This is a genomic window from Gottfriedia sp. ABJ_BB2_2 (assembly GCF_055484705.1).
Window position 1 is genome coordinate 207,065 of the sequence record NZ_JBVFKR010000003.1, and the last position, 21,626, is coordinate 228,690.

Sequence of the window (21,626 nt, forward strand, 5' to 3'; positions counted from 1 at the left end):
ACCTCAGTGAGTGAGGTTACTAAAGTTATATTACGTAAGTCCGATTTCAATTTTATTATGAACTGCAATCGATGGTACTTTTACAAAGTGATGTTCAGGTAAAGATAACCCGCCATTTCCTTGTGAAAACTGACCAACAACTAGGCATTGTCCTTTTTGTAAATTTCTTAAATCATCTGGTGACGATAATCCAATCCTATTTGCAATGATTTTTATTTCACTTTCTGCAGGAGCGAAATAAATCTTAGTTCCAGAGTTGTCTAGTACAGATAATTCTTCTTTCGCGAAATTATTAAAGGATTGAGTAGCAAACCAAGCTGACCATCCGAATTTTCGACCTTCTCGCAAAATTTTTGCTGAAGGTGAGCCATCGCTAAATGAAAGATTTTGTGCTTCATCTAATACGACTGGTAGTGGTTTATCTTTCGTTCCATTTTGAGAATAATACCATAAATCCCATAAGATAAATTCTGCTAATAATTTCTTAATCTCATCTTGATCATATCCTGCAAGTTGAATAATAGTCACATTTCCGTAAGGAGCAAAAATTTCTTCCCATTCATTTTCAGCATCGTAGTCGAAAGGATCCATATCAACTAATTGTATAAGTCTACTACTAACAGAAGAGATTACAGCCTTGCTTTGTTTTTCTAGGTTTTCAAGCTCTTCAAGCAACTGTTCCATTCGCATATTGTCACCGTATTTTTCAATACCATGCTTAGTAGCTTCATAAATCGCGCTCTTTTGCTGCTCTCCAAATGACTTATAAACTGCTGCAAAAACAGCTACTACTCTTCTAGCTACTTCCGCAGGTTTTTCAAGTTCGCTTATTCCACCAATTTCTTTCTTACGTCTTTGGAATGGATTAAGAGGGAAGCCTTCATGATAGACTATTCGCTCTTTTAATCGATCACCAATATTTTTAACAAAAATTGGATCAAGTTGTTGTTCGGTATAACTATTTGAGTAGTCAATTACAACTGAAGATTGATTTTGTTTTGACATTTGTAATAGTAAAGATTGAATAAAGTATGTTTTACCTTGACCAGAGCGTCCACCAATCAAGAGATGTCTATTAGATAATTGACCATGACCAAATTCCCAGAAATAACTATCTGTTCGTTCGTTACCAATTAGTAATCGAATATCTTGAAGCGCTGGGTTCGAAGGGATGTGATTACTATTGTTTGGATGAAGAGCAGTATCATCATCTGTTTCAGTTGGTTGAATTGTACCATTATCATTTGGTATATCGTCTGTTTCTTTTATTATTCCACCAGTAACTGTTAAACCTTTAGTTAAAGTTTCATCTGGATTTTCTATTGTTTTACTTGTTTCTTGATCAGAATCATTTTTAAAAGCAGTAGTGCTTTTATTTTTCATTTCATCTTCAAGTTGTTTTATTGATTTAGGTACAGTTGCATATCCCTCAAATTCTGGAACCTCGTAAACAGTAACTCCATTACGACGGACTTTGCTTTCACCTGTTGCTAATTTACGGAACGAGACAACTACACCTGCTCCATATTCAGCTTTTAAAGAATCAACGATATCAAACTCATCATTTAATAATTTATCAATGATTTGCTGCGGAAGATCGTAATCTCGTTCATTCCAAATATTGTTCATTAGCATTTTTTTGGAGTTATTAATAAACAGACGTGCAAAATAATTCCTTAAAAAGCGTGAATCGAATGAGTTTGATTCAACTAGTTGCTCATTTATCCTTCTATTTAATTCAAGTATCTGATTAATACCTTTTTCTATCACAGTTGCTTCATTATTACCGATTTTAACTTCAACAGGGTACATATGAAGATTTAATTTATCTTCAATTATTTCAAGACCTAGCATAAGTATGTCATCACTACAGTTGCCGCGAATTCCAATTGTTTTACCTGAAAACAATCCTTGTTTACGGCTTAATTTAACATTGCCTGTTACACGTACAATTTCCTCCATTGAGATAGGTACCCATAAATAATTTGGACGATCAAAGAATAATAGCATTTTCTTTATTGCAGAAACGATACTCATCTTCTCACGTTTGTCTTGTCCACGGCCCTGAACGGCACGGAGTAACCATTCTCCATTGAAAGTATTGAAAGCTTGAATTGCATGTTCGATATTATCTTCATTAAATGTTACTTTTTGTGAAGATAAAAATTCTTTTATTATATTAAAGTATTGATCAGATTTGTCTGTAATCGTAATAGCATCATAGCTATTTGTAGATGATAATTGATCAGTATAATGAACAATGACTACATTACTTGATGCTTTTTGGAAATAGCTTAAATCTACAGATGGATCAATAAATGTAACCCAATGGGATTGTTGATATAGATCCTTTAAAAATTGCTCATCCTCTAAACCAATATGCATAGATAACGAAATATCTTTCATATATGCATCGTGTCCACCATTATCCATATTTGCAGCTAATTCGTTCATTAGATAAGCGAATCTTGTTAAATCTGTTCGATTAACATCAGCTCCTCCAATACCAAATCCAGCTCTAAATCCTAAGTCATCGGCTTTTGTTGAAACGATAGTTGTAAATAGACCATTTAAATTTAAACTATTAGGTAACTCTTTCATTGGTTGCTTTACAATTCTATCTTCCTGTCCCATTTTAAAGAAGGAAACATGTGCATAATTAATTGGATCATCAAGATTATGTTTCATGTATTGAACAATTTTCTGTGTTGCATGTAAAACGTCATCAGCTTCATAGTTATTCATTGAAAAATCGATGCCAATTGTTTGTTTCAGCAATTCTGCACTTGTTATTTCATTTAATGCATCGAAGGAACTTGTAGTATTTGCCCAATTTCCATAAGCCGAAATTTCAATCTGACGAAGGTTCGTAAAGCCTTGACGTAAAGTAATCTCTTTTTTAATCCACTTAACAATTCCATTTAGTACTTCACGGTCATTTGGAATATTAATGATATTAAGTCGAATTGGTGCGGTTTCATCAATTGCGAATAAATAATCATAATGATCACAAAATTGTTCCATTTTTTCTTGTACCACTTGCGCTAAATAACTATTTGTTTCACCAATTGTTACAATTTCACGTTTCTTAAATAGATGCCATTCTGGAAGCGAGCTGTCATCTGTTGGTTTACAGATGTTTCCTTGTGTATCAGTGATATAAGGGAGTGTATAAGCAGCCTTCAGTTTTTTTATGATATTTGAATCTATCATTTCATCTCCAACTTCACTCATTAATTGCAATTGATAAGCTACATTTAATGGAGAAAACGGAGTCATGTAAAATTCAGTTTCAGATTGTAATGTACCTAATTGAAACAGATTACGATGACTATTATCCATAATTCTATTTGCTTCAATATCTTCAATTGCATTTAAATAAGCACGAAGATATTCTGTTGCAACATGTTTAACTTCTTCATCATAGAAGAGTAGGGAAGGAATGGTGTTTTTTTCTAGAATTATATTAATAAATTTCTCATATGCTTCCTCAACTAAGTTCGGAATATCTAATTGATTAGGATACAATTCATCTAATTTTAAACTAGCTGAACGCATGGAATTTGCAGTCCACTTTTGTTCCCATAGAAAGAATTTACGATCATTTGGGAATGTAGAGTATTTATTATTTTCGATTTCTACTTTTTTTCCTTCTTCTAGTAGTGGGAAAGAACTTTGGTTTAGACGCTTTTTCTCCCAAATCTTTGGTCCATCAATTGGTAATGATCTTAAAACTTCATCGCGTATAGAAATCGGAATTGTAAATCCGTCATTTCTAATCGTGAAACGAAGAGTAGACTCATCTTCAGAGATGATGTTTGAAGAAAAAATAATTTTAGCTTCATCGTCAACATCTAAGGTTGCATTTTGTTGTTCAAGTTTTATGGTTGATTTTGCTTCACCTAAATTGATTTCATTTTCTCCATCCAATGTAAGACGTATAGCCTGTTGATTTTTTGGAGTTGTATCAATTAGAAAACCTACCCGATGTGAATCTAAAAATCTAGTCCCAATTTTAATAATAGAAATATTAAAAACAAATTCACTACTAGAACTGTTTTCATGCTTGTAAACAACTCGCTCAAACGTTGCTTTTTCATGGTCAATAGGCAAAGTAGTAACAAGAGAGTGCCCTTTAGTTTCAGTATGCTTAGAACTAGCACTTATAAGTGATTTTTTTTGAGTATGTCGATCAAATGGAAACTTAATTTCAACATGTGTCATATCATCAGATGCAAAGATTAAAAGATGCCATTTTCTTTGTCCAGCCTTCGTATCCGAGGTTGCACGCTTCCAAAATTGATCACTACCAAGTTTTCTATCTAGATCATCTGTAATAGATATCTTTTCTGGTTCAAAACAAATATCGCGCTTTTGTTTAACTTTTTCTTCCCAAGAAAGTAGTTTACTAAAGTCTTGCTTATACCAGTCTTCATCATTTAGGCTCTTAGCACCATTATCGTATAAATCCTCTAGTTTTTCTTTGGAATTGCCTAATGTCAAAATTCTCTCTATTTCTTCATGCTTACGATTGTTTTCATCTAATCGTCTTTCAATTTTTCGTTGAAGTTGGTTCCATTTTCCTGATTCAAATACTTCGTTTTCTTGTTGACTAATCATTGAAATGAGGTCGCTGTCTTCAAAGTAATGAAGAGATCTATAATCCTCTTTAATTAATGAGCTCTTTTCAACAAGTGCAAGTATATCTTTAAAATCTAGGAATGAAGAATTTTCAATTCGCTGACCAGATTCTCTTTTTTTAAGGTAATGTGCAATTAGTTTACGTTCACTAACTGATAAATTACTTTTTAGTAAAAGTTGATCAAAATATTTGACTATCTGTTTTATATGGAGAGGTAAACCTTCATTTGTTAAACTGATGCTTCCTCCTAAAATAGAATCTTTTACTATATCGCATAAGAGAACAAGAGAAGTATTTTCCCACTGATTCAATTGTTTACTCATTTCATTTCGTAAGGTTACTAGAAAATCCTCGGAAGTATTCGGACCTGTAGTCGCAATAACATACTTAATATTTTCATAGTTTAAGCTAATAGTTTTGAATTCCTGATCGCCTTTTTCATGTGTATAGTAAAAAGTATGACTTTCAGGTAATTGCTTTAATGCATCAAACAATGATTCCACATGTTCATATGAAGGTAAATGTAAATAAAATCTATCATTATTATTCAGATGGGCCTCATTAGCAAAAAACTTTGATAATAGATTTCCAATAAAATTATAAAATTGATTTGACATACTGAGCATCCCCACTATCACTTTTCTTTTCTAAGTAGTTAAGTTTATCTAATGTTTTAATGACTTCTTCTTTTGTTTGATAGTCCATCCAAATACCTCTCTTTTCGAATTCCTTCCATAGCAAGTTTAGTTCAATTCGTTCTTGTTTTATTGAGACTGCAACGAGAAGAATCAATTGCTCTTGTGAAAGTGATAATAGCGTACCTAATGAACCACCATGTTTTCGATAGAATTTAAGAATGATTGCTTCAAATGCCTTTGGATAACGAGATTTTAACTCATTGCCTAAATTGGCAGAAACAGCTTTTACTAAATCAGAAAAAGCATCATTTAATTGTTTAGTTTCACTAAATTGTTCAACTGTGATTCCTGTTTTTTCTGCAAAAACTTCATTTAGCCATTTATAGACTGATTCAATATACTGTCTTTCAGCTTCTGGACCCGCCTGTTGCAGCTTTTGATGAATATCATGATAATAAAGATTTCTTTCTGTTGTAAATGTTGTTTTACCAATAATATTGAGGGAATGTTCGTGTGAATAGAAGTCATTAACTTGTTCCCTTAATAGTTTAAATCCTTCTTTATAATTGTTACGCCAACTAGCACCATTCTCCCAATTCATTATAAAGAATAAGGGAACTAGCTTATTTTCATTAAAGTCAGTTAATTTGTTAGTTTGTAATACAGTTTGTGACATTAAAATAAATAAATAGTGAACAAATAATATATTAATATTTTCAAGCATAAAAACTGAGTTTTTAGAAAGGTGTTTCAAGTCTTCTAAAAATTGTTTTTTTAATTCTTTAAATAAGATTGGATATATTGGAGTATATTCTTTCGACTGACCCAATTCTTGGTTTAACGAGATAATAATATTATTTAATAAATCAAGTTCATTCTCGTTTTTAAAACAAGAAGTTAACTCATTTGATGATCCAGCAATTAATGTATCGAATAAAAATTTTATATAATCAATTTCACCTTTTTGTTCAGCCTTTGATTCAGAAAGAGGTATATTTTCAATTTGAAATAATTGTGATACTTGGTGACGTTGGACATCATTTGACTGTTCTTGTAGATAGTATTTAAATAGTTTCATAGTTGCATCAGAATCAAATTTGCCTGCTAGAAGTAATGCTTCAAAGGATTCTTCGTTTGATTGGGGTACAATATCTTTCTCAAAAATTAAACGAGTAATACCAGCAGTGATCGACCAAAAACCTCGCTCAAATTTCGCACGTTCAGGTTCACGTGTTGGAAGAGGGAGTAGGTAAGTAATATCACGTCTTTCATTACGGTATTTTCCATTTTTATCAAGAGCAAATTTTTCAATCGCTTCAAAATTAAGTTCATACTTTGTCATTAGTGCACCTGCTTTACTTCATACTTAGAGGTTGAAAACTTTGGTTTTTTAAGTTCCAATATCATGCCATCTTTTGTTGAGACAATTAGCATATTTTTTGTTTTATCAGTATTGCGTATCAAAGACTCATAGAATTCAGAGAACTGAATTGCATTTAAAATATCTTTGCGATTTGGTCTGTAACCTTTTTGTATTTTCTTAAGTAAATCATACAAAGAATAATCTAATTCAAATAAATGATTTTTACCGTTTTGCTCAAATCCAATTGCGATTGAAGGAATAAATTTGGAAATTTCAGTAGAACCATTTAATGATCCGAATCTTTGTTCATCAACTGCTGGTTCAATTTGTAATGGATAAGCAGTTCTAAACAACTTATTTGGAGAATCTATAAAAATATAATCTTGTTTTGGTGAACCTTTCCATTTAAACAATACATCAGAAATAAGTTCAAAAAGAGAGCCAATTTCATCTTCGTTTCCGTGATAGTAATGAAATAGGTAATTAATAAATTCAAGGTAAGATTGATTTTCAGTTGTTTCAAATAATAGAGAATACTGTCTAACTAAAAGTTTAGAAAATGCAATGAATTCTTCATTTTTAATATTTGGACTGATAAAACTCCAAATCTCTAAGTCTTTAGTTTTCTCAATAACTTGTTTTACTTTTTGGCTCAAATCAATAGACAACATAAATTCAGAAACTAATTGATCTGTAATACTACTTCTATACTTAATAGGATCAAGCTTATGAATAGCCTCTAAAAGATTAGAACGGTCAGGATGTCCAAATAAAAGATTTGGTAACATATAATTTATTTTATTAACTAATTTGTTTTCCTCGATTACTGGAACAATAATGTCATAAAGTAAATTATAGAAGGAACGTGTTGATACAATTATTTTTTGCTGAACCATAGATTTAATAATTGTCGAAACAATTGCTTGTTTAATCTCAGGTTGCAATAATAGTCCAAAGTTTTGGTGAGCAATACTAGTAACACCATTTTCTTTATCTTTAATCCAAGAATTATAAAATGGATTTTCTGTAGTAACAGCAGTAATTCTTTCTAGAATATTAGTAAAAAATAAAGAACTTGCTCCTGAGTTTGTTAACTCGTATGGTTGATAATCAGCATAATTTAATATATGAAATTGATTGTCCGATTGAATGCTAATCTCATTTTGGTTAAAAATGCCAGTCTTATCAATAAAGTTACATAAATGAACAAAACGATTATTTGAGCGTTGTTTATTATAAAAGTTATGAAGTACCCCTAGATTTATAGCAATAATAGTATTTTTTCCATTTGAAGGTAGGGTATCGAATTGTTCTAGTATTAACTCTAAAGTTTCCAATGAATCTTTAGATGGATTAAATGATTCTGTTGAATCATTATGAATGTAAAAATCATTTAGCAATTCAGAATGTTTTTCCTTTAGATATGCAAGTAGATGACTTTTTCCATCACCAACACTACCACATAATAAAATTAGCTGAGGTTCTGGGGTGTTTTTAATACTTGTAAGAATATGTTCTAACTCTAGCTGTATTGGACGAACGACGTGCATATAATTTCTTAACTCTCCAAAGTTACCAGCATCCGCAACAGATTCCTTTGATGAAGATTGAAGTACTCTTAATTGTTTCAATAATTGACTTTCAGGTTGGTTACTAATATTTTCAGATTGCACAAGTATTTTTTCTGATATTTTAACAGGTTTAATCACAGGATAATCAATAGCTTCTGGTGTAGAAGGTATTAAGTCATTTTTAGTTTCTATTAGATTATTAACAGTTACGGTTTGTGTTTCTTCTATACTATTGCCATGTTCTTTTAACCATTCTTCAGCAAGTAATAAAAGAATATGTAATGCCTCTTTTGCTTCATTTATACTAATATTTCTCTGATAAACAATTCGACTTATCTTTACATAATTGAGTGCAAGTTTATATTCTTTCATAGGCGCATTTAAATTAACCTTCATAAGATGCCATCCTTTATCAATCGCTTGCATATGAAAGTAATTGATAGAAAGTTCGTTAAGGGAATGTTTCTTATATAATTGTTGCATTCGTTGGATTGAAAGTTCTCTAAAAAGTAAATCCATATATACGATCTGCTCACTTGGGTTATTATCTATCATTTGCACCATTTCTGAATAAGTAAAAAAAGGTTCATCATCTGGTACTAAAATTTTCAATTTTGTCCATAGATTTTCAAAATTCATATTAAAATTCCTTTCAATTCCTAGTTTTGGCCGAAAAATTACTACAATATTACTATTATAACAAACTAATTTCGATTTTGAATGCGTATTCGTAAAACTTACATTGGTAAAATTTATTATTTTCTCCTATGAATTTAACCTATAAAATTATTCTTAATTGGTAAAAATTACATCATGTTTTTCTAATGCTTTTTTAATAATAATTACTCACCGATAAAAGCTATTGTGATATAATCCATAGGGCTTTAATAAATCAAGGGGTTGGGTTTTTATCATGAGTAAGAAATCAGTAGCAATTTTATTTTTAATTCTTTTTTTTCCATTAGGACTTTTTTTAATGTGGAAACACAAACACTTTACTAAGAAGACCAGAATTATTATCACTATTATCTTATTATTATTAGTACTAATATCATCATGTACTAACGATACTTCTACGAAAGGTACTTCAAATAACGTAAAAGAAGCTCAGAGTAATGATGATAAAGAAGATACTAAAAAACTAGCAGAAGAAAAGAAAAAGTTAGAAGAAGAAGCTAAGAAAAATGCCGAAGAAAAGAAAAAAATAGAGGCAGAAACTAAGAGACTAGCTGAAGAAAAGAAGAGACAAGAAGCAGAAGCTAAAAGATTAGCGGCTGAAAAGCAAAAACAAGTAGAAGCTAAGAGAAAAGCTGAAGAAGAGAAAGAACAAGAAGCAGCAGCTCTAATAGAGCAATCGGAAGAGAAAAATGTATTCTATGAAAATTGTTCAGCTGTTCGAGCAGCTGATGCTGATCCTATTTATGAAGGTGAGCCAGGTTATGCAAAGCATCTTGATCGAGATGGTGACGGTATAGGCTGTGACAGATAAAATTGTAGAATCTATTTATAATTGAGAACAAAAAAGAGAATCAACAGATTCTCTTTTTTTATTTCTTGAAATTTTTTACTTCAAATTCTTATTATAAATCCTCTTATAAGAAGCCCAATCTATAATCTTCACATTAACTTCATAATTATCAGCGCTACTATTGTAATTAAGTATTAAATTTACAACAGCCTTTTTAGTCTTTGCTTTGTTAGTAATGGATGAATATGAGTGAAAATGATATTGACCTGTTTTTGATACGAAATGACCTCCTAATTGATCTGTTCTCCCACTGTGCGCGTCCGCGTCATGAAACACAAAAGTTAAACTAAGAATAATTGCAATCAAACATGAAAAAATTTTCTTTGACATTTCTTCTCCTCCTTTAATTAAACTGTTACTATTTTACTGGGAGATTGAATGTTAAAACAATTTAAAAAAATCGACATTTGAGGAGGAAATGTGGCTATCAAACACTATAACAAACTAATAAGAGATAAAATTCCATTAATAATTGAAGAAATTGGAGATGCTTTTGAAACAGAAATACTAGGACAAATGGAGTATGAAGAAAAATTAAACGAAAAGTTAAAAGAAGAGCTAGATGAATTTTATTTAGCTACACCAGAAGAAGTCACTGGAGAAATAGCTGATGTTTTAGAAGTCCTTTATGCTATAGCAGAAACGAAAGGAATTACTATTGAGGAAATAGAGAAAGTAAGATTGCGAAAGAAAGAAGAGCGTGGGGGATTTAAAGAAAGAATATTATTGAAACATGTTGTGGAGAAATGAAGAAATAGTAATTTAATCATTAACGAGATACTTAAAATGTTGATATTGAATAATCAAAAATCCAGTAACATCTTGTATATAAACTACAAATTTACTAGATTTTTTCTTTTGCTTTTAACACCTTGAATTTTTACAATTTTACATAAAATCTGTCATAATAAAAGAATTATTAATTTAACATTCTTGAAACTCATTTCAGAAAGGATTCCCATCATGCAAAAACAAACAATCTTCACAATCGGCGACATCCACGGCTGCTACAACGAACTAAATGAACTACTAAACCAATGGAATCCCGAAAACGAACAACTCGTACTTCTCGGAGACCTAGTAGACCGAGGCCCACAACCATACGCCGTAGTCCAAAAAGCCATTCAACTACAAAAAGATCACGATGCAATCGTCTTACTAGGAAACCACGAAAGAATGCTCCTAGATTGGCTAGATCAACCACAATTCAAAAAAGACTACTACTACGGACAAGGTGGTTATGAAACAATTAACTCATTCTTTGGAACTGATATAACAAATCAAAAAGATGCAGAAGAAATCGCTCAATTAATGAAAGTACAATTTAAAACTGAATTAGAGTTTCTTGAATCTAGACCACTTTACTATGAGTGGGAGGATTTCGTTTTTGTTCATGCTGGCGTGAATCTGAATCTAGCAGATTGGAAGAATACGAGTGAACGAGAATTTTATTGGATTCGTGATGAGTTTCATTTCGGTCACAACAATACGAATAAAACCTTTATCTTCGGTCATACGCCTACATCCATTCTTCATAAAACTGAGAATAAATTCGATATCTGGACTTCGCCTTGCAGTACGAAAATTTGTTTAGATGGTGGAGCGGTTTATGGTGGTTATTTACATGGAATGAAGGTAAATAAAGAAGGTATTGTATCCACTCATTCTGTTTTATGTCATTCAGGATCAAATAAATATCAAGTATAAATCACAGATTAAAACATCTAAAGGGAGTCAACACGTGATGGACAGAAAAACAACATTGCAGAAAGCCAGCAAGTACATAATGGAGGATTTGCTTTATTTTTCAAATATGAGAGAAGGTAGAAGAAAGGAGAAGTTTTTTTCTACTACTTTTATCGAAGGATTAGTTTCAGATGCAATTGATGATGTATTAAGAGAACAAGGAAAAAAGTTTACTAAGAAAAATCGGGCAGTATTTGTCACGAATGATGCACTGGTCCAATTAAACAATAATGACCAAAGTAACTTAATCATTGAACATATTGTTTGTAAGAATATTTATTTTAATGAAATAAAAAGCTTACTTTCAAATAGGGAATTAACTGATGAAAAAATCTTTGAGATTTTATATAACTATTACTTTACAGCGATTGTAACCAAAAAAGAGGATATAAGCTTAGATACAGCAGGGTTAAGAACGAAAATGGTTGTGGATGGAGAGTGGGATAGAAAGGATATTTTTACAAGGTATCATTCAACTGGTATTGAATTGATAAAGAATCCTTATTTTATTTTTGTTAGTTAAATTTCTTGAAGATGATTATGATGTAACGATTTTAGAAGTAAATGGTTCAAACCTGACAATCATTTCTTCAAACATTTGTTTTTTTAAAAATTAAATAAGTAGAATCATTTTAAGACCGAAAGACACGTTTTCAATTAAGTGCTTTCGGTTTTTTTATTTGAATATAAATAAAAATGCAATGCATACATAAGAAAGTCATAACAAATAATAACCCATATTATGGAATTTAGGTGGACATATTATGGTTGATCAAAACACGATGACTTTTGAGAAGTTAATGAAACTTGCGAAAAAATCAAGGGACTTCAGTCAAATAGAAAATAGGGTTAACAATACAAAAGTTCTCATTTCATACTTTTCTACTTTAGTGAATCATGAACTGATGCAAACTTCATTTCTTTCAAACCTTAACGTAAAAGATAAGAATCTTGAGATAAAGTCATTACAAGACCTAGAAGATTTATTACCACTTTCAGAGATGAGTATTACAAAAGATATTGCTGAAATTGAGAATAAGCTTTATAAAGGTCAATTAATTGTACAAATTGAAAACGATACGTCTAATTTTCTATTAATCAATATAAATAGCTGCCAAACTGGGCTAAGACAATTTAATGATTCAGAGAATGAGTTTAGTGTTGTTGGCCCAAAAATGGGTTTTGTTGAAGACATTGATACGAATATGAACCTATTAAGGAGAAAGATTAATTCTCCTAAGCTTGTCATTGAAGAAATTCTGATTGGCTCTTTATCAAAGACCCGAGTGATGATTGTTTATATGGATGGCATAACAAGCAAGCAACATATTAACACTGTTAGAGAAAGATTGTCAGATATAGATATTGACATTGTTTGGGATACTTCTCTACTTGACCAAGTCATTAGGGATAATCAAAATACGCCATTCCCACTTTATTTATCGACTGAGAGAATCGATCGGATAACGTATACCATTGTGAGTGGACAAATCGCCATTTTTAGTGATGGAACACCTTATGCTATTTCAGGACCTTCAACTTTATTTGATTTTTTTATTTCACCGGAAGATTATTATTTGAATTGGGTTTTAGGATCATTTTTTCGTTTCATTCGTTTCATGGGCGTATTTTTTTCGATTTTTACTTCGTCAATTTATGTGGCGGTTTTAACGTTTCATTATGAAGTGATTCCTAAGGATTTATTAGGTCCATTAATTGAGTCGAGAGCAAATGTACCATTTCCACCTATTTTAGAAGTTATATTTTTGGAATTAACGATAGAGTTATTACGGGAAGCGGGAGCCAGATTACCAACTAAGGTTGGACAAACACTAGGAATTGTTGGCGGGATTGTAATTGGTCAAGCTGCAGTAGCTGCTGCGTTAACTAGTAATATTCTCTTAATTATTGTCGCTTTGTCAGCACTTTCATCCTTTACAACACCAATTTTTGTTATGTCTAATACGATACGTGTATTAAGATTTGTATTTATCATATTGGCATCCTTTTTGGGCGGATTAGGGATTATTTTGGGCTTCGTTTTCTTATTAGCTCATTTATTTAGATTGAAATCATTCGGAACACCATATTTGGTTCCACTGTATCCTTTTAGACGAAACGCATTAGCAGATACATTTATTCGCTCATCTTTTAAATTTATTAACAAAAGACCTGAATACCTTCGCCCAGAGGAATCTTTAAAATATCGTGTAAAAAAGAAAAAGAAACCCAAAGGAGACTTGAATGATGAATAGCATGAAAGCTTCATACATGAAATCGAAGTTCATCATTATGATATTAGTCTTAATGGTTTTTTGTACGATGCTTTCTGGCTGTGTCCCAAGAAGTATTATAGATGAATTAGGAATCACGCACACGATTGGAATTGATGAAGAAAAGGGGAAGCTGACAGCTACAGTTTTGTATCCTAACTATACGAATAGTAATAAGGCGAGCGTCATTAAAACAGCGGCAGATAATCCTTCCACTTTAAAGTCTAATTTGGGGCATAAATCACAAAATCAAATTGTTCTTGGTCAGATCAGAACATTCGTTTTTGGTGATTCCTATAGTAAAGCAGGTATTTCTAGAGTATTAGAAACCATTTGCAAGGATGCAACGATTGGTAACATTACCTTTGTTGTCAGTGATACGAAGGCAGAAGACATTATTAATGGATTAAAAACTGCACCTCCGCTTTCTCTTTCAAATTTACTCGAAACGAGTGTAAAACATGAGGGTACACCTGAAACAAATACACATACATTAACCAGTCAATATTATGGAACTGGGATTGATATTTACCTTCCAAATATCAGTTTTGACAATGCGAATCAATTAGTAGTTAGTGGATTAAGTATTTTTAAAGGAGATAAGCTGAAATTAACGATTTCTAACAAAGAAGCGTTTCTTTTTAAACTAATGAAGGATAAAAATAAAAGTGGATATTATGATATAACACTTCCAATAAAGGACAATCAGGATAATCAAAAAGGGAAAGATAACAAAAAACAACAGAACCAAAATAATGACAAAACGCAAGGGAATCATCATGATAAACGACCAGGGAATGAAAACAATTTTGCGTTAAAGTCCTTATATGGTAACCATAAAGTTACCCTACATAAAAAGGGGAATGAAAATACAATCAACCTGAATGTAACATTGAATGTGGAATTAAAGGGTGTACCAGAATCAATACATATAGAAAAAAAAGAAGACTATCATTACTTGAAAAAAAGTATGGAAAAAATCATCGCAAAAGATACTGAAGCTTTACTAAAAAAGCTTCAACAAAATGAAGTTGATCCGTTTGGTTTTGGTATTATTTATCGAAGCGAAAGTAAAGAATGGAATGAAAAAGAATTTTATCAAACGATTTATCCTAAAATGAAATTTTCTGTAAAAACAGATCTAAATTTACGTCAGTTGGGAGTGGGTGAATAGTGAAAAATATTGTAAAGGAACAATTTCTCGTTTCAACTTTTTTCACATTTTATTTAGTCCATTCCTCTCAAATTGGAATTGGAATTCTTAGTTTTCAACGTGAAATCAGTAAAGATGCCCAGCAAGATGCTTGGTTATCACTCATCATAGCAGGACTCTCTATTCATATATTAATTTGGTTAATCTATCAAACACTTGATGAAAAACATAATGATTTAGTTGCTGTTCATGATTTTTGTTTTGGACAAGTCATCGGGAATATATTATCGATTTTCGTTTTATTCTATTTTCTACTATCAGCATTTACTGTATTTCGTACATATATCCAAATCATTCAAGTATGGGTCTTTCCAACGATTAAAACTTGGCAATTGGCTTTGGTATTGGGTGTCATGATTTATTATATTGTATCTGGAGGATTCCGAATCCTAACCGGATTTAGTGTTTGGGGAGTAATCATACCTGCTTTTTTACTATTGCTCCTTTACTTTCCACTACAATATATGAATCCGCGCCTGTTATTGCCTGTTTTTAATCACACTGTTAAAGAAATTCTACTTTCTACAAAATCGTCTGTTCTTCTCTTTGTAGGGTTTGAATGGATTTTTATGTATTATCCTTTTATAAAAGGTGCTAAAAAAAGTCAAAAATGGGCACATTTAGCGAATGGTATATCAACAGTTTTATATTTAATCGTTCTAGTTGTTAGCTTTATGTATATCAATCAAGATACACTCCAACATGCTACTTGGGCGACATTATTCATGACAAAGATCATCGAATTGCCATTTATTGAACGATTTGAATATATTTTTATCTTCATTTGGATATTAGTCATTATTCCTACACTGTGCATCCCGATTTGGGCTTGTACAAGAATTTTAAAAAGAATTTCTAATTCCAACCATTTTAAACCAAAAATCTCTCTAGCTTTTTTCATTGTTGTTATGATTGTAGCTGCTACCTTTATTGAAAACTTCGTTGAGGTTGATAAACTAGGTAAATTTATTTCAAACGTTGGATTTTACTTCCTTTACTTATATATTCCGTTCATTTTTCTAATGAAATTATTTAGAAGTCAATTTTCAAAAATGCTTAGTAAAGCACAATAATTGAAGATAGTTGAGGCAAAAAAGAGGATCTATTTTAGATTCTCTTTTTATTTTCGATATACTTTCTTACACTCAATTCTCCATTAATTTCCAAAATTTGTTATAATTAAATAGGATACTCGTATTTTACAAGTGTAAGCAAGGAGGTAAAGTATGAAGATATGTATTTGTAGTGATCTTCACATTGACTTCAATGAAAAAAAGCTAGGCATAGCATTTGATGAAGAGTTTATTACTTTTGTGAAGAAGAAAGAGGCCGATTGTGTTTTAATTGCTGGTGATATCAGTAATTCAGTTCAAGTTACGTTAAACTTTATCGATCATGTGCAAAAAGCTACTGGTATTCCGATATACTTTATTCCAGGAAATCATGATGTTTGGGCTAACGGTGAGGGAGAATCTACTCATGCGATTGAAGAGCTTGCAAAGCATCCGTCATGTTTAATTCATCATTCGATCGAGTTAACAAATGATGTAGTTATTGTCGGTGACAGTGGTTGGTATGACTATAGTTTTATCGATGAAATGAATTTATCAGAGGAAGATATTAAAGGGTTTAAGGATACGAATTGGGATGGGCGTTATACGCATCTTACATCAAGTGATAAAGAGTATCTGAACGACTGTTTAATTCGAATGGAAGAGAAACTAAAACAATATGAATCTAAACAAGTTATTTTGGTGAATCACTTTATTCCCCGGGAAGATTTTTTAGTCTGGAAATCAGATCGATTTTGGAACCTTTGTAATGCTTATATGGGTTCAAAAAAAATAGGTGAATGTATCAAAAGATATGAAAATGTGACACATTGTATTTTTGGTCATACACATAAGCGTTTTGGAAGTGTAGAAAAAGATGGTTGTACGTATATTTGTACGCCATTAGGTTATTATGGAATTGAGTTCTTTGATCGAGATTTACAAGTTATGTTAGAAGAAAGTTGCGTTATTTTAGAAGTTTAATGTAGAAATAGTAAAAAAGTTTTTTATTTTTAGTAGATTACTCACTTTTTAACATTTGTAATATTCTATATAATTGAATTAAATACTTATAAAGGTGTGGAAATAATGAATAAAAATAATAATCAATTACCTAATACGAATGTAAAACCTGGTGATGAAATAGAATTTATGTCAATTGAAAACAAACAAAGAGAATTGATGCCGATTTTATTAAAAGGCATTGTGACGAAAGTGATGACAAATTCGGTTATCGTTGATATGAGTAATGATAAAAATCATGTGGGTTACTATGAAACTGAGCATACTGTTGTGAATCATAGAAGATATAAAATTATTTCAGTTGCTTAAGTAGGTATTATTTAAGACTTATTTAGTAGTAGACTGGAATAATCAATAAGGAGTTAAATGATTGAGATTCCAAAAGTTAAAGTTCATTGAAATTCATCAATGGGGAAACTATTTACGAAATAAATGGCGTATTAGTTTTGCAAATCACCTATCTAATGAAGAACAATTAGAAATAGGAATGGATGGATTTTTGTGGCACTTATGTAGTTGGCGTAAGGTTAATTGTTTTGAAGGAGAAGAAGCAATTGAATCCTTTACACAACACTTAAAGTCTAAGTGTCTCATTTTTTATCAAAATATAGATGAAGCCTATTTGATTGAAAATGCAAAACTATTTACAATCGATGAGCTACCGTACAACAAAAATCATATGTACTATAGTGATATATATATTATGGATTGGGATTCTAAATGGACTTTTATTATGACACATGAAAGCGATTTAGGTCCTTACTTTATACGGAAAGACTAGATTAAAATGGTTATTAGGGAGTTGTTGTTAATGCTAACAACTCTCTTTTTGTTGTTCAAAAAAATCTTGAGTTGTCTTCAGTACATAATACCTAGTCAATTGTTACTAATTAATACTCTATAAAACTATGTTAAAATAATAAGGTTAACCTAGTTTTAAGTTAATACAAATCATGATAGAAAAATTATTACACAACATGGTAAAAGCAAAAGGGGACATTACATTTGAAGAAGACAGCTTGGTTATTAATAATTTTTTTATGTTTGCAGTTAGCTCCTGTAAATATTCAAACGAAAGTTCATGCTGCAGATTTAACTAATACTGTGACTTCACTGACACAGGTACCTGAGGGGTATATTGGGATATATAGTGAAGAAGATTTACATAATATCCGAAACAATTTAAGTGGTAAATACATATTAATGAATGATATTGATTTGACTGTGGCTACTAGTAACGGAGGCAAATTTGATCATAATGGCTTTGGATGGGAACCGATTGGTTCAAAGAGTAGCCCTTTCAAAGGGATATTAGATGGAAACGGATTTAAAATCATTGGTCTGCATATAAATATTGTTTCTGATCAAGAAGTTTACGCAGGCTTAATTGGCTATTCTTTGAATTCAAAGATTGTTAATCTTGGTTTAGTAAATGGATCGATTGATGCAGAAAGTACATCGCTTGATAGTACTAATAGTAATGTTTATGCTGGTGGAATAATTGCTTATGGGACAAATGTTGAAATAACGAATTCGTATAATGAGAATCCAGTGCGCGCTATTTCTTATACTAGTAGCTATGCTGGTGGATTAATCGCTTCAATTTCTGGTTCAACAAGTGTACATTCAGTGATTTCAAATAGTTATAATACTGCTGAGATAAAAGGGAAAAGTGCTACAGGCGGAATAGCCGGTAAGGTTAGTTGGACAGATATCTTGAATACTTATAATTTAGGTGATATCAATAAAGATCATTCAAATGGTAATACGGCAGGTGGAATTACTGGTACGAGTAACAATGTAACAATTAGTGAAAGTTATAATAAAGGAAATATTACGACAGCAACTTCCTATTCAAATGGGGGTGGGATTTCTGGTTCAGCATCTACTACTTCAATTAAAAAAAGCGCAAATTATGGAAGTGTAAGAAGTACGATAAAGTCCGGTAATGTCGCAGGTTTAGTAGGTTCTTTGAGCACAAATTCTTCTATTTTAAATAGTTTTAATACTGGAGAAATTATTGGGGCATGGAGTGTAGGTGGAATTGTTGGAACAGTATCTAATTCTTACACTTCACAATCATATAATGCAGGAAATATCGTAGGAAACTGGGCAGGTGGGATCTATGGATGGTCATCATCTTCACATGTGCGCGATAGTTATAATATTGGAAGTATAAGAGGTAGTATTGATACTGCTGGAATCATTAGTCATGGTGAAAATTCATCGATTCAAAATAGTTACAATTCAGGTAGAATTATTAGTTCCTATTATAACCAATCTGGTGCAATTGCAGCGGACTATGAAGGTATAATTGAGAATAGTTACTTTTTTAGTAACAATACACATGCTGTTGGTACGGGTTCTGAAGAAGGTACCGAGCGGAAAACTTTAGAAGAAATGAAACAAATGAGTTCCTATCAAAACTTCGATTTTAATTCTGTTTGGGAAATTGATCATTCAAAAGATTTCAAGCTTCCAAAATTAAGAAATACGACATTTAGTGGTAACGAAGAAAATATTTATTCTGATATCAAAACAAAACCTTTAAAAACGGTCTATGCACTAGGAGAGGAAGTCGACCCGACTGGAGCAGTGTTAACAGTTAGATCGAATTTTGGAAATGAGTTTGAAGTAGATGTAACAAAAGATATGATAAATGGATTTTCTAATCATTATCTTGGGTATCAATATGTACCTGTCTATTATGATGGATTACGAAGTGATTTTAGTATAACAGTCAAAAGAGAATATATTGTTACGTTTAAAAGCAATGATGGAACAGTTTTAAAAACGGAAACAGTTTTAGATGGTGATACCGCAACTGCACCTGATGTTCCGGTTAGAGAAGGACAAACATTCATTGGATGGGATAAGGATTTTTCATCAATAAAATCAAATGTAACGATTACAGCAAAATATGATATAAACAAGTACACTGTTTCGTACTTTGATGGGGATGGAAATTCTTTGGGACAAGAGGTCACATACTATGGGTCAAATGTCTCCCGTGAAGTACCCGTTAAAGAAGGATATACTTTTATGGGATGGTTTACTGACAAAAATTATCAATCAAAATTTGAAGTATATACACCTATTAAACAAGATGAAAATCTTTATGCTCGATTTGAAAAAACGCCAGATATTCCATTAAATATAAAGATTGCATCTGTTGATTACAACAAACTATCTATAAACTGGGATCTAGTGAGCGGATCTTCGGGTTATGAAATTTATAGGAGTACAACGATTGACGGTCCGTTTAATTACGGAATGGAAGTCCAAACTGGAAGTACTAGTCAGTACACTGATGTATTCCTAGATACTGGGAAAACTTATTATTATAAAATTAGGTCATATAAAATCATTGATCAGGATAAAGTTTTTAGTCCTTTTACCTCAGTTTATAGTGGAAAACCAGCATTGGGTCCCAGTTCTATTCTAAAAGCTACAGTAGAAGGTTTTAATAGCGTACAAATTAGCTGGAATGAAGTCAGTGGTGCTACTGGCTATGAGCTATACCGGGCTACTTCTTTGACAGGTAGTTATAGTAATTTAACTCCATATATAGACGGTAATGGTACTAATTATTTAAATGAGAATTTAACATCAGGAACAACGTATTATTATAAAGTAAGAGCGTATAAACTAATTGACGGAATCAAGGTTTACAACTCATTCTCATCTATTGTCAGTGCAAAACCAGTATTACCAACTGTAACGGCACCAAAGGCAACCGTAGCTGGTTTTAATAAAGTAAAAGTAAGTTGGAATGAAGTAGGAGAAGCAGATGGATATGAGGTTTATCGATCAACTGCACTTTCAGGTACTTATAGTAATATTGCTTCGCTAGAGTATAGTTCGACGCTAAGCTATATAAATACGAATCTAACTTCAAATAAAAACTATTATTATAAAATAAGAACATACCGAGTTTTTAATGGAAAAAAAGTTTATAGTACGTTTTCCAATGTAGTATTTGCAAAACCAGTTTTGACTTCTATTACCTCATCTAAGGTAGTTTCAGTGGGATACAATAAAGTGAATGTAACCTGGGGGAAAGTGAGTGAAGCAAGTGGGTATGAAATCTATCGTTCAACTTCAAAGACAGGTACATTCAGTAAAATCACAACACTTAGCGGGAGTTCAAATAGTTATATAAACGGAAGCTTAACAACTGGAAGAACTTATTATTATAAAATAAGAGTATATCGCAACAATAATGGAACAAAAGTTTATAGTTCATATTCAACTATTGTTGGAGCTGCACCGGTCTTAGCGATGCCAACAAATATAAAAGCTACAAGATCTAGTAGTACTTCAATCAAATTAACTTGGAATAAAGTAAGCGAAGCTAGCGGTTATGAAATATACAGAGGAACTAGTCAAACTGGAACCTACACAAAATTAGCTGCCACGACCAAAAACACAACCTTAAGTTATATAAATTACAAAGTATCAACAGGTAAAACGTATTACTATAAAATGAAATCCTATCGAATTGTAAATGGAAAGAAAATTTATAGTTACTATAGTAATGTAGTTAGTGGAAAGACTTATTAGTTGGAAAAAGAGAA

At 31.6% G+C, this 21,626-nt stretch carries 15 protein-coding genes; 11 read left to right on the forward strand and 4 right to left on the reverse strand.

The genetic code is table 11. The features are described from left to right. Positions 1–30 precede the first annotated feature (30 nt). From dptH to dptF, 3 genes are read right to left on the reverse strand one after another with little or no spacing between them, the layout of a single operon-like run. Positions 31–5,259 carry a DNA phosphorothioation-dependent restriction protein DptH gene (dptH, locus tag ACX6U0_RS09675; RefSeq protein ID WP_464959744.1) on the reverse strand — a complete coding sequence of 1,743 codons (5,229 nt, stop codon included), beginning with the start codon at positions 5,257–5,259 and terminating at the stop codon, positions 31–33. Beyond that, a complete protein-coding gene (gene dptG, locus ACX6U0_RS09680) occupies positions 5,240–6,622 on the reverse strand; it encodes a DNA phosphorothioation-dependent restriction protein DptG (RefSeq protein ID WP_464959745.1) in 1,383 nt (460 codons plus the stop codon). The genes dptH and dptG overlap by 20 nt, the downstream gene beginning before the upstream one ends. Continuing rightward, entirely contained in the window at positions 6,622–8,853 is a 2,232-nt protein-coding gene (gene dptF / locus ACX6U0_RS09685) for a DNA phosphorothioation-dependent restriction protein DptF (RefSeq protein ID WP_464959746.1), read from the reverse strand. Before dptF ends, dptG begins: the two co-directional genes overlap by 1 nt. Positions 8,854–9,127: 274 nt before the next feature. Here dptF and ACX6U0_RS09690 point away from each other — a divergent pair, with 274 nt between their 5' ends. Then, on the forward strand, positions 9,128–9,703 hold the full coding sequence (locus tag ACX6U0_RS09690; protein WP_464959747.1) for an excalibur calcium-binding domain-containing protein: 576 nt from the start codon (positions 9,128–9,130) through the stop codon (positions 9,701–9,703). Positions 9,704–9,778: 75 nt separating this feature from the next. On the opposite strand, the gene ACX6U0_RS09695 is transcribed toward ACX6U0_RS09690, so the two are convergent. Then, the gene (locus tag ACX6U0_RS09695; RefSeq protein ID WP_464959748.1) at positions 9,779–10,072 is read right to left on the reverse strand and encodes a YHYH domain-containing protein; all 294 of its coding nucleotides are present in this window, start codon (positions 10,070–10,072) and stop codon (positions 9,779–9,781) included. A gap of 90 nt (positions 10,073–10,162) precedes the next feature. Here ACX6U0_RS09695 and ACX6U0_RS09700 point away from each other — a divergent pair, with 90 nt between their 5' ends. The 10 genes from ACX6U0_RS09700 to ACX6U0_RS09745 all read left to right on the forward strand — a co-directional run bounded on the left by ACX6U0_RS09700 (position 10,163) and on the right by ACX6U0_RS09745 (position 21,612). After that, entirely contained in the window at positions 10,163–10,492 is a 330-nt protein-coding gene (locus ACX6U0_RS09700) for a pyrophosphohydrolase domain-containing protein (protein WP_464959749.1), read from the forward strand. 213 nt (positions 10,493–10,705) lie between these two features. Continuing rightward, the gene (locus ACX6U0_RS09705; RefSeq protein ID WP_464959750.1) at positions 10,706–11,449 is read left to right on the forward strand and encodes a metallophosphoesterase family protein; all 744 of its coding nucleotides are present in this window, start codon (positions 10,706–10,708) and stop codon (positions 11,447–11,449) included. Between the two features lie 37 nt (positions 11,450–11,486). Beyond that, positions 11,487–12,011: a hypothetical protein gene (locus ACX6U0_RS09710; protein ID WP_464959751.1), complete on the forward strand. Its 525-nt coding sequence runs from the start codon at positions 11,487–11,489 to the stop codon at positions 12,009–12,011. A gap of 241 nt (positions 12,012–12,252) precedes the next feature. Further along, positions 12,253–13,743, forward strand: a complete 1,491-nt coding sequence (locus ACX6U0_RS09715; RefSeq protein ID WP_464959752.1) for a spore germination protein — start codon at positions 12,253–12,255, stop codon at positions 13,741–13,743. After that, positions 13,736–14,935 (forward strand): Ger(x)C family spore germination protein, encoded by a 1,200-nt coding sequence (locus ACX6U0_RS09720; RefSeq protein WP_464959753.1) that lies wholly within the window; start codon positions 13,736–13,738, stop codon positions 14,933–14,935. The genes ACX6U0_RS09715 and ACX6U0_RS09720 overlap by 8 nt, the downstream gene beginning before the upstream one ends. After that, a complete protein-coding gene (locus ACX6U0_RS09725; RefSeq protein ID WP_464959754.1) occupies positions 14,935–16,047 on the forward strand; it encodes a GerAB/ArcD/ProY family transporter in 1,113 nt (370 codons plus the stop codon). The genes ACX6U0_RS09720 and ACX6U0_RS09725 overlap by 1 nt, the downstream gene beginning before the upstream one ends. 153 nt (positions 16,048–16,200) lie before the next feature. Continuing rightward, positions 16,201–17,010 (forward strand): metallophosphoesterase, encoded by an 810-nt coding sequence (locus ACX6U0_RS09730; protein WP_464959755.1) that lies wholly within the window; start codon positions 16,201–16,203, stop codon positions 17,008–17,010. Between the two features lie 105 nt (positions 17,011–17,115). Next, the gene (locus tag ACX6U0_RS09735) at positions 17,116–17,358 is read left to right on the forward strand and encodes a DUF2187 family protein (protein ID WP_464959756.1); all 243 of its coding nucleotides are present in this window, start codon (positions 17,116–17,118) and stop codon (positions 17,356–17,358) included. 61 nt (positions 17,359–17,419) lie between these two features. Next, positions 17,420–17,830 (forward strand): DUF4275 family protein, encoded by a 411-nt coding sequence (locus ACX6U0_RS09740; RefSeq protein ID WP_464959757.1) that lies wholly within the window; start codon positions 17,420–17,422, stop codon positions 17,828–17,830. Positions 17,831–18,054: 224 nt separating this feature from the next. Beyond that, complete coding sequence (locus tag ACX6U0_RS09745; RefSeq protein ID WP_464959758.1) at positions 18,055–21,612, forward strand: InlB B-repeat-containing protein; 3,558 nt, start codon at positions 18,055–18,057, stop codon at positions 21,610–21,612. Positions 21,613–21,626: the final 14 nt, after the last annotated feature.

What these genes read in the sequence shown, in the direction of transcription:
- dptH (WP_464959744.1), bottom strand. Translation starts at nt 5,259, where the DNA reads ATGTCAAATCAATTTTATAATTTTATTGGAAATCTATTATCAAAGTTT.
- dptG (WP_464959745.1), bottom strand. Translation starts at nt 6,622, where the DNA reads ATGACAAAGTATGAACTTAATTTTGAAGCGATTGAAAAATTTGCTCTT.
- dptF (WP_464959746.1), bottom strand. Translation starts at nt 8,853, where the DNA reads ATGAATTTTGAAAATCTATGGACAAAATTGAAAATTTTAGTACCAGAT.
- ACX6U0_RS09690 (WP_464959747.1), top strand. Translation starts at nt 9,128, where the DNA reads ATGAGTAAGAAATCAGTAGCAATTTTATTTTTAATTCTTTTTTTTCCA.
- ACX6U0_RS09695 (WP_464959748.1), bottom strand. Translation starts at nt 10,072, where the DNA reads ATGTCAAAGAAAATTTTTTCATGTTTGATTGCAATTATTCTTAGTTTA.
- ACX6U0_RS09705 (WP_464959750.1), top strand. Translation starts at nt 10,706, where the DNA reads ATGCAAAAACAAACAATCTTCACAATCGGCGACATCCACGGCTGCTAC.
- ACX6U0_RS09710 (WP_464959751.1), top strand. Translation starts at nt 11,487, where the DNA reads ATGGACAGAAAAACAACATTGCAGAAAGCCAGCAAGTACATAATGGAG.
- ACX6U0_RS09715 (WP_464959752.1), top strand. Translation starts at nt 12,253, where the DNA reads ATGGTTGATCAAAACACGATGACTTTTGAGAAGTTAATGAAACTTGCG.
- ACX6U0_RS09720 (WP_464959753.1), top strand. Translation starts at nt 13,736, where the DNA reads ATGAATAGCATGAAAGCTTCATACATGAAATCGAAGTTCATCATTATG.
- ACX6U0_RS09730 (WP_464959755.1), top strand. Translation starts at nt 16,201, where the DNA reads ATGAAGATATGTATTTGTAGTGATCTTCACATTGACTTCAATGAAAAA.
- ACX6U0_RS09735 (WP_464959756.1), top strand. Translation starts at nt 17,116, where the DNA reads ATGAATAAAAATAATAATCAATTACCTAATACGAATGTAAAACCTGGT.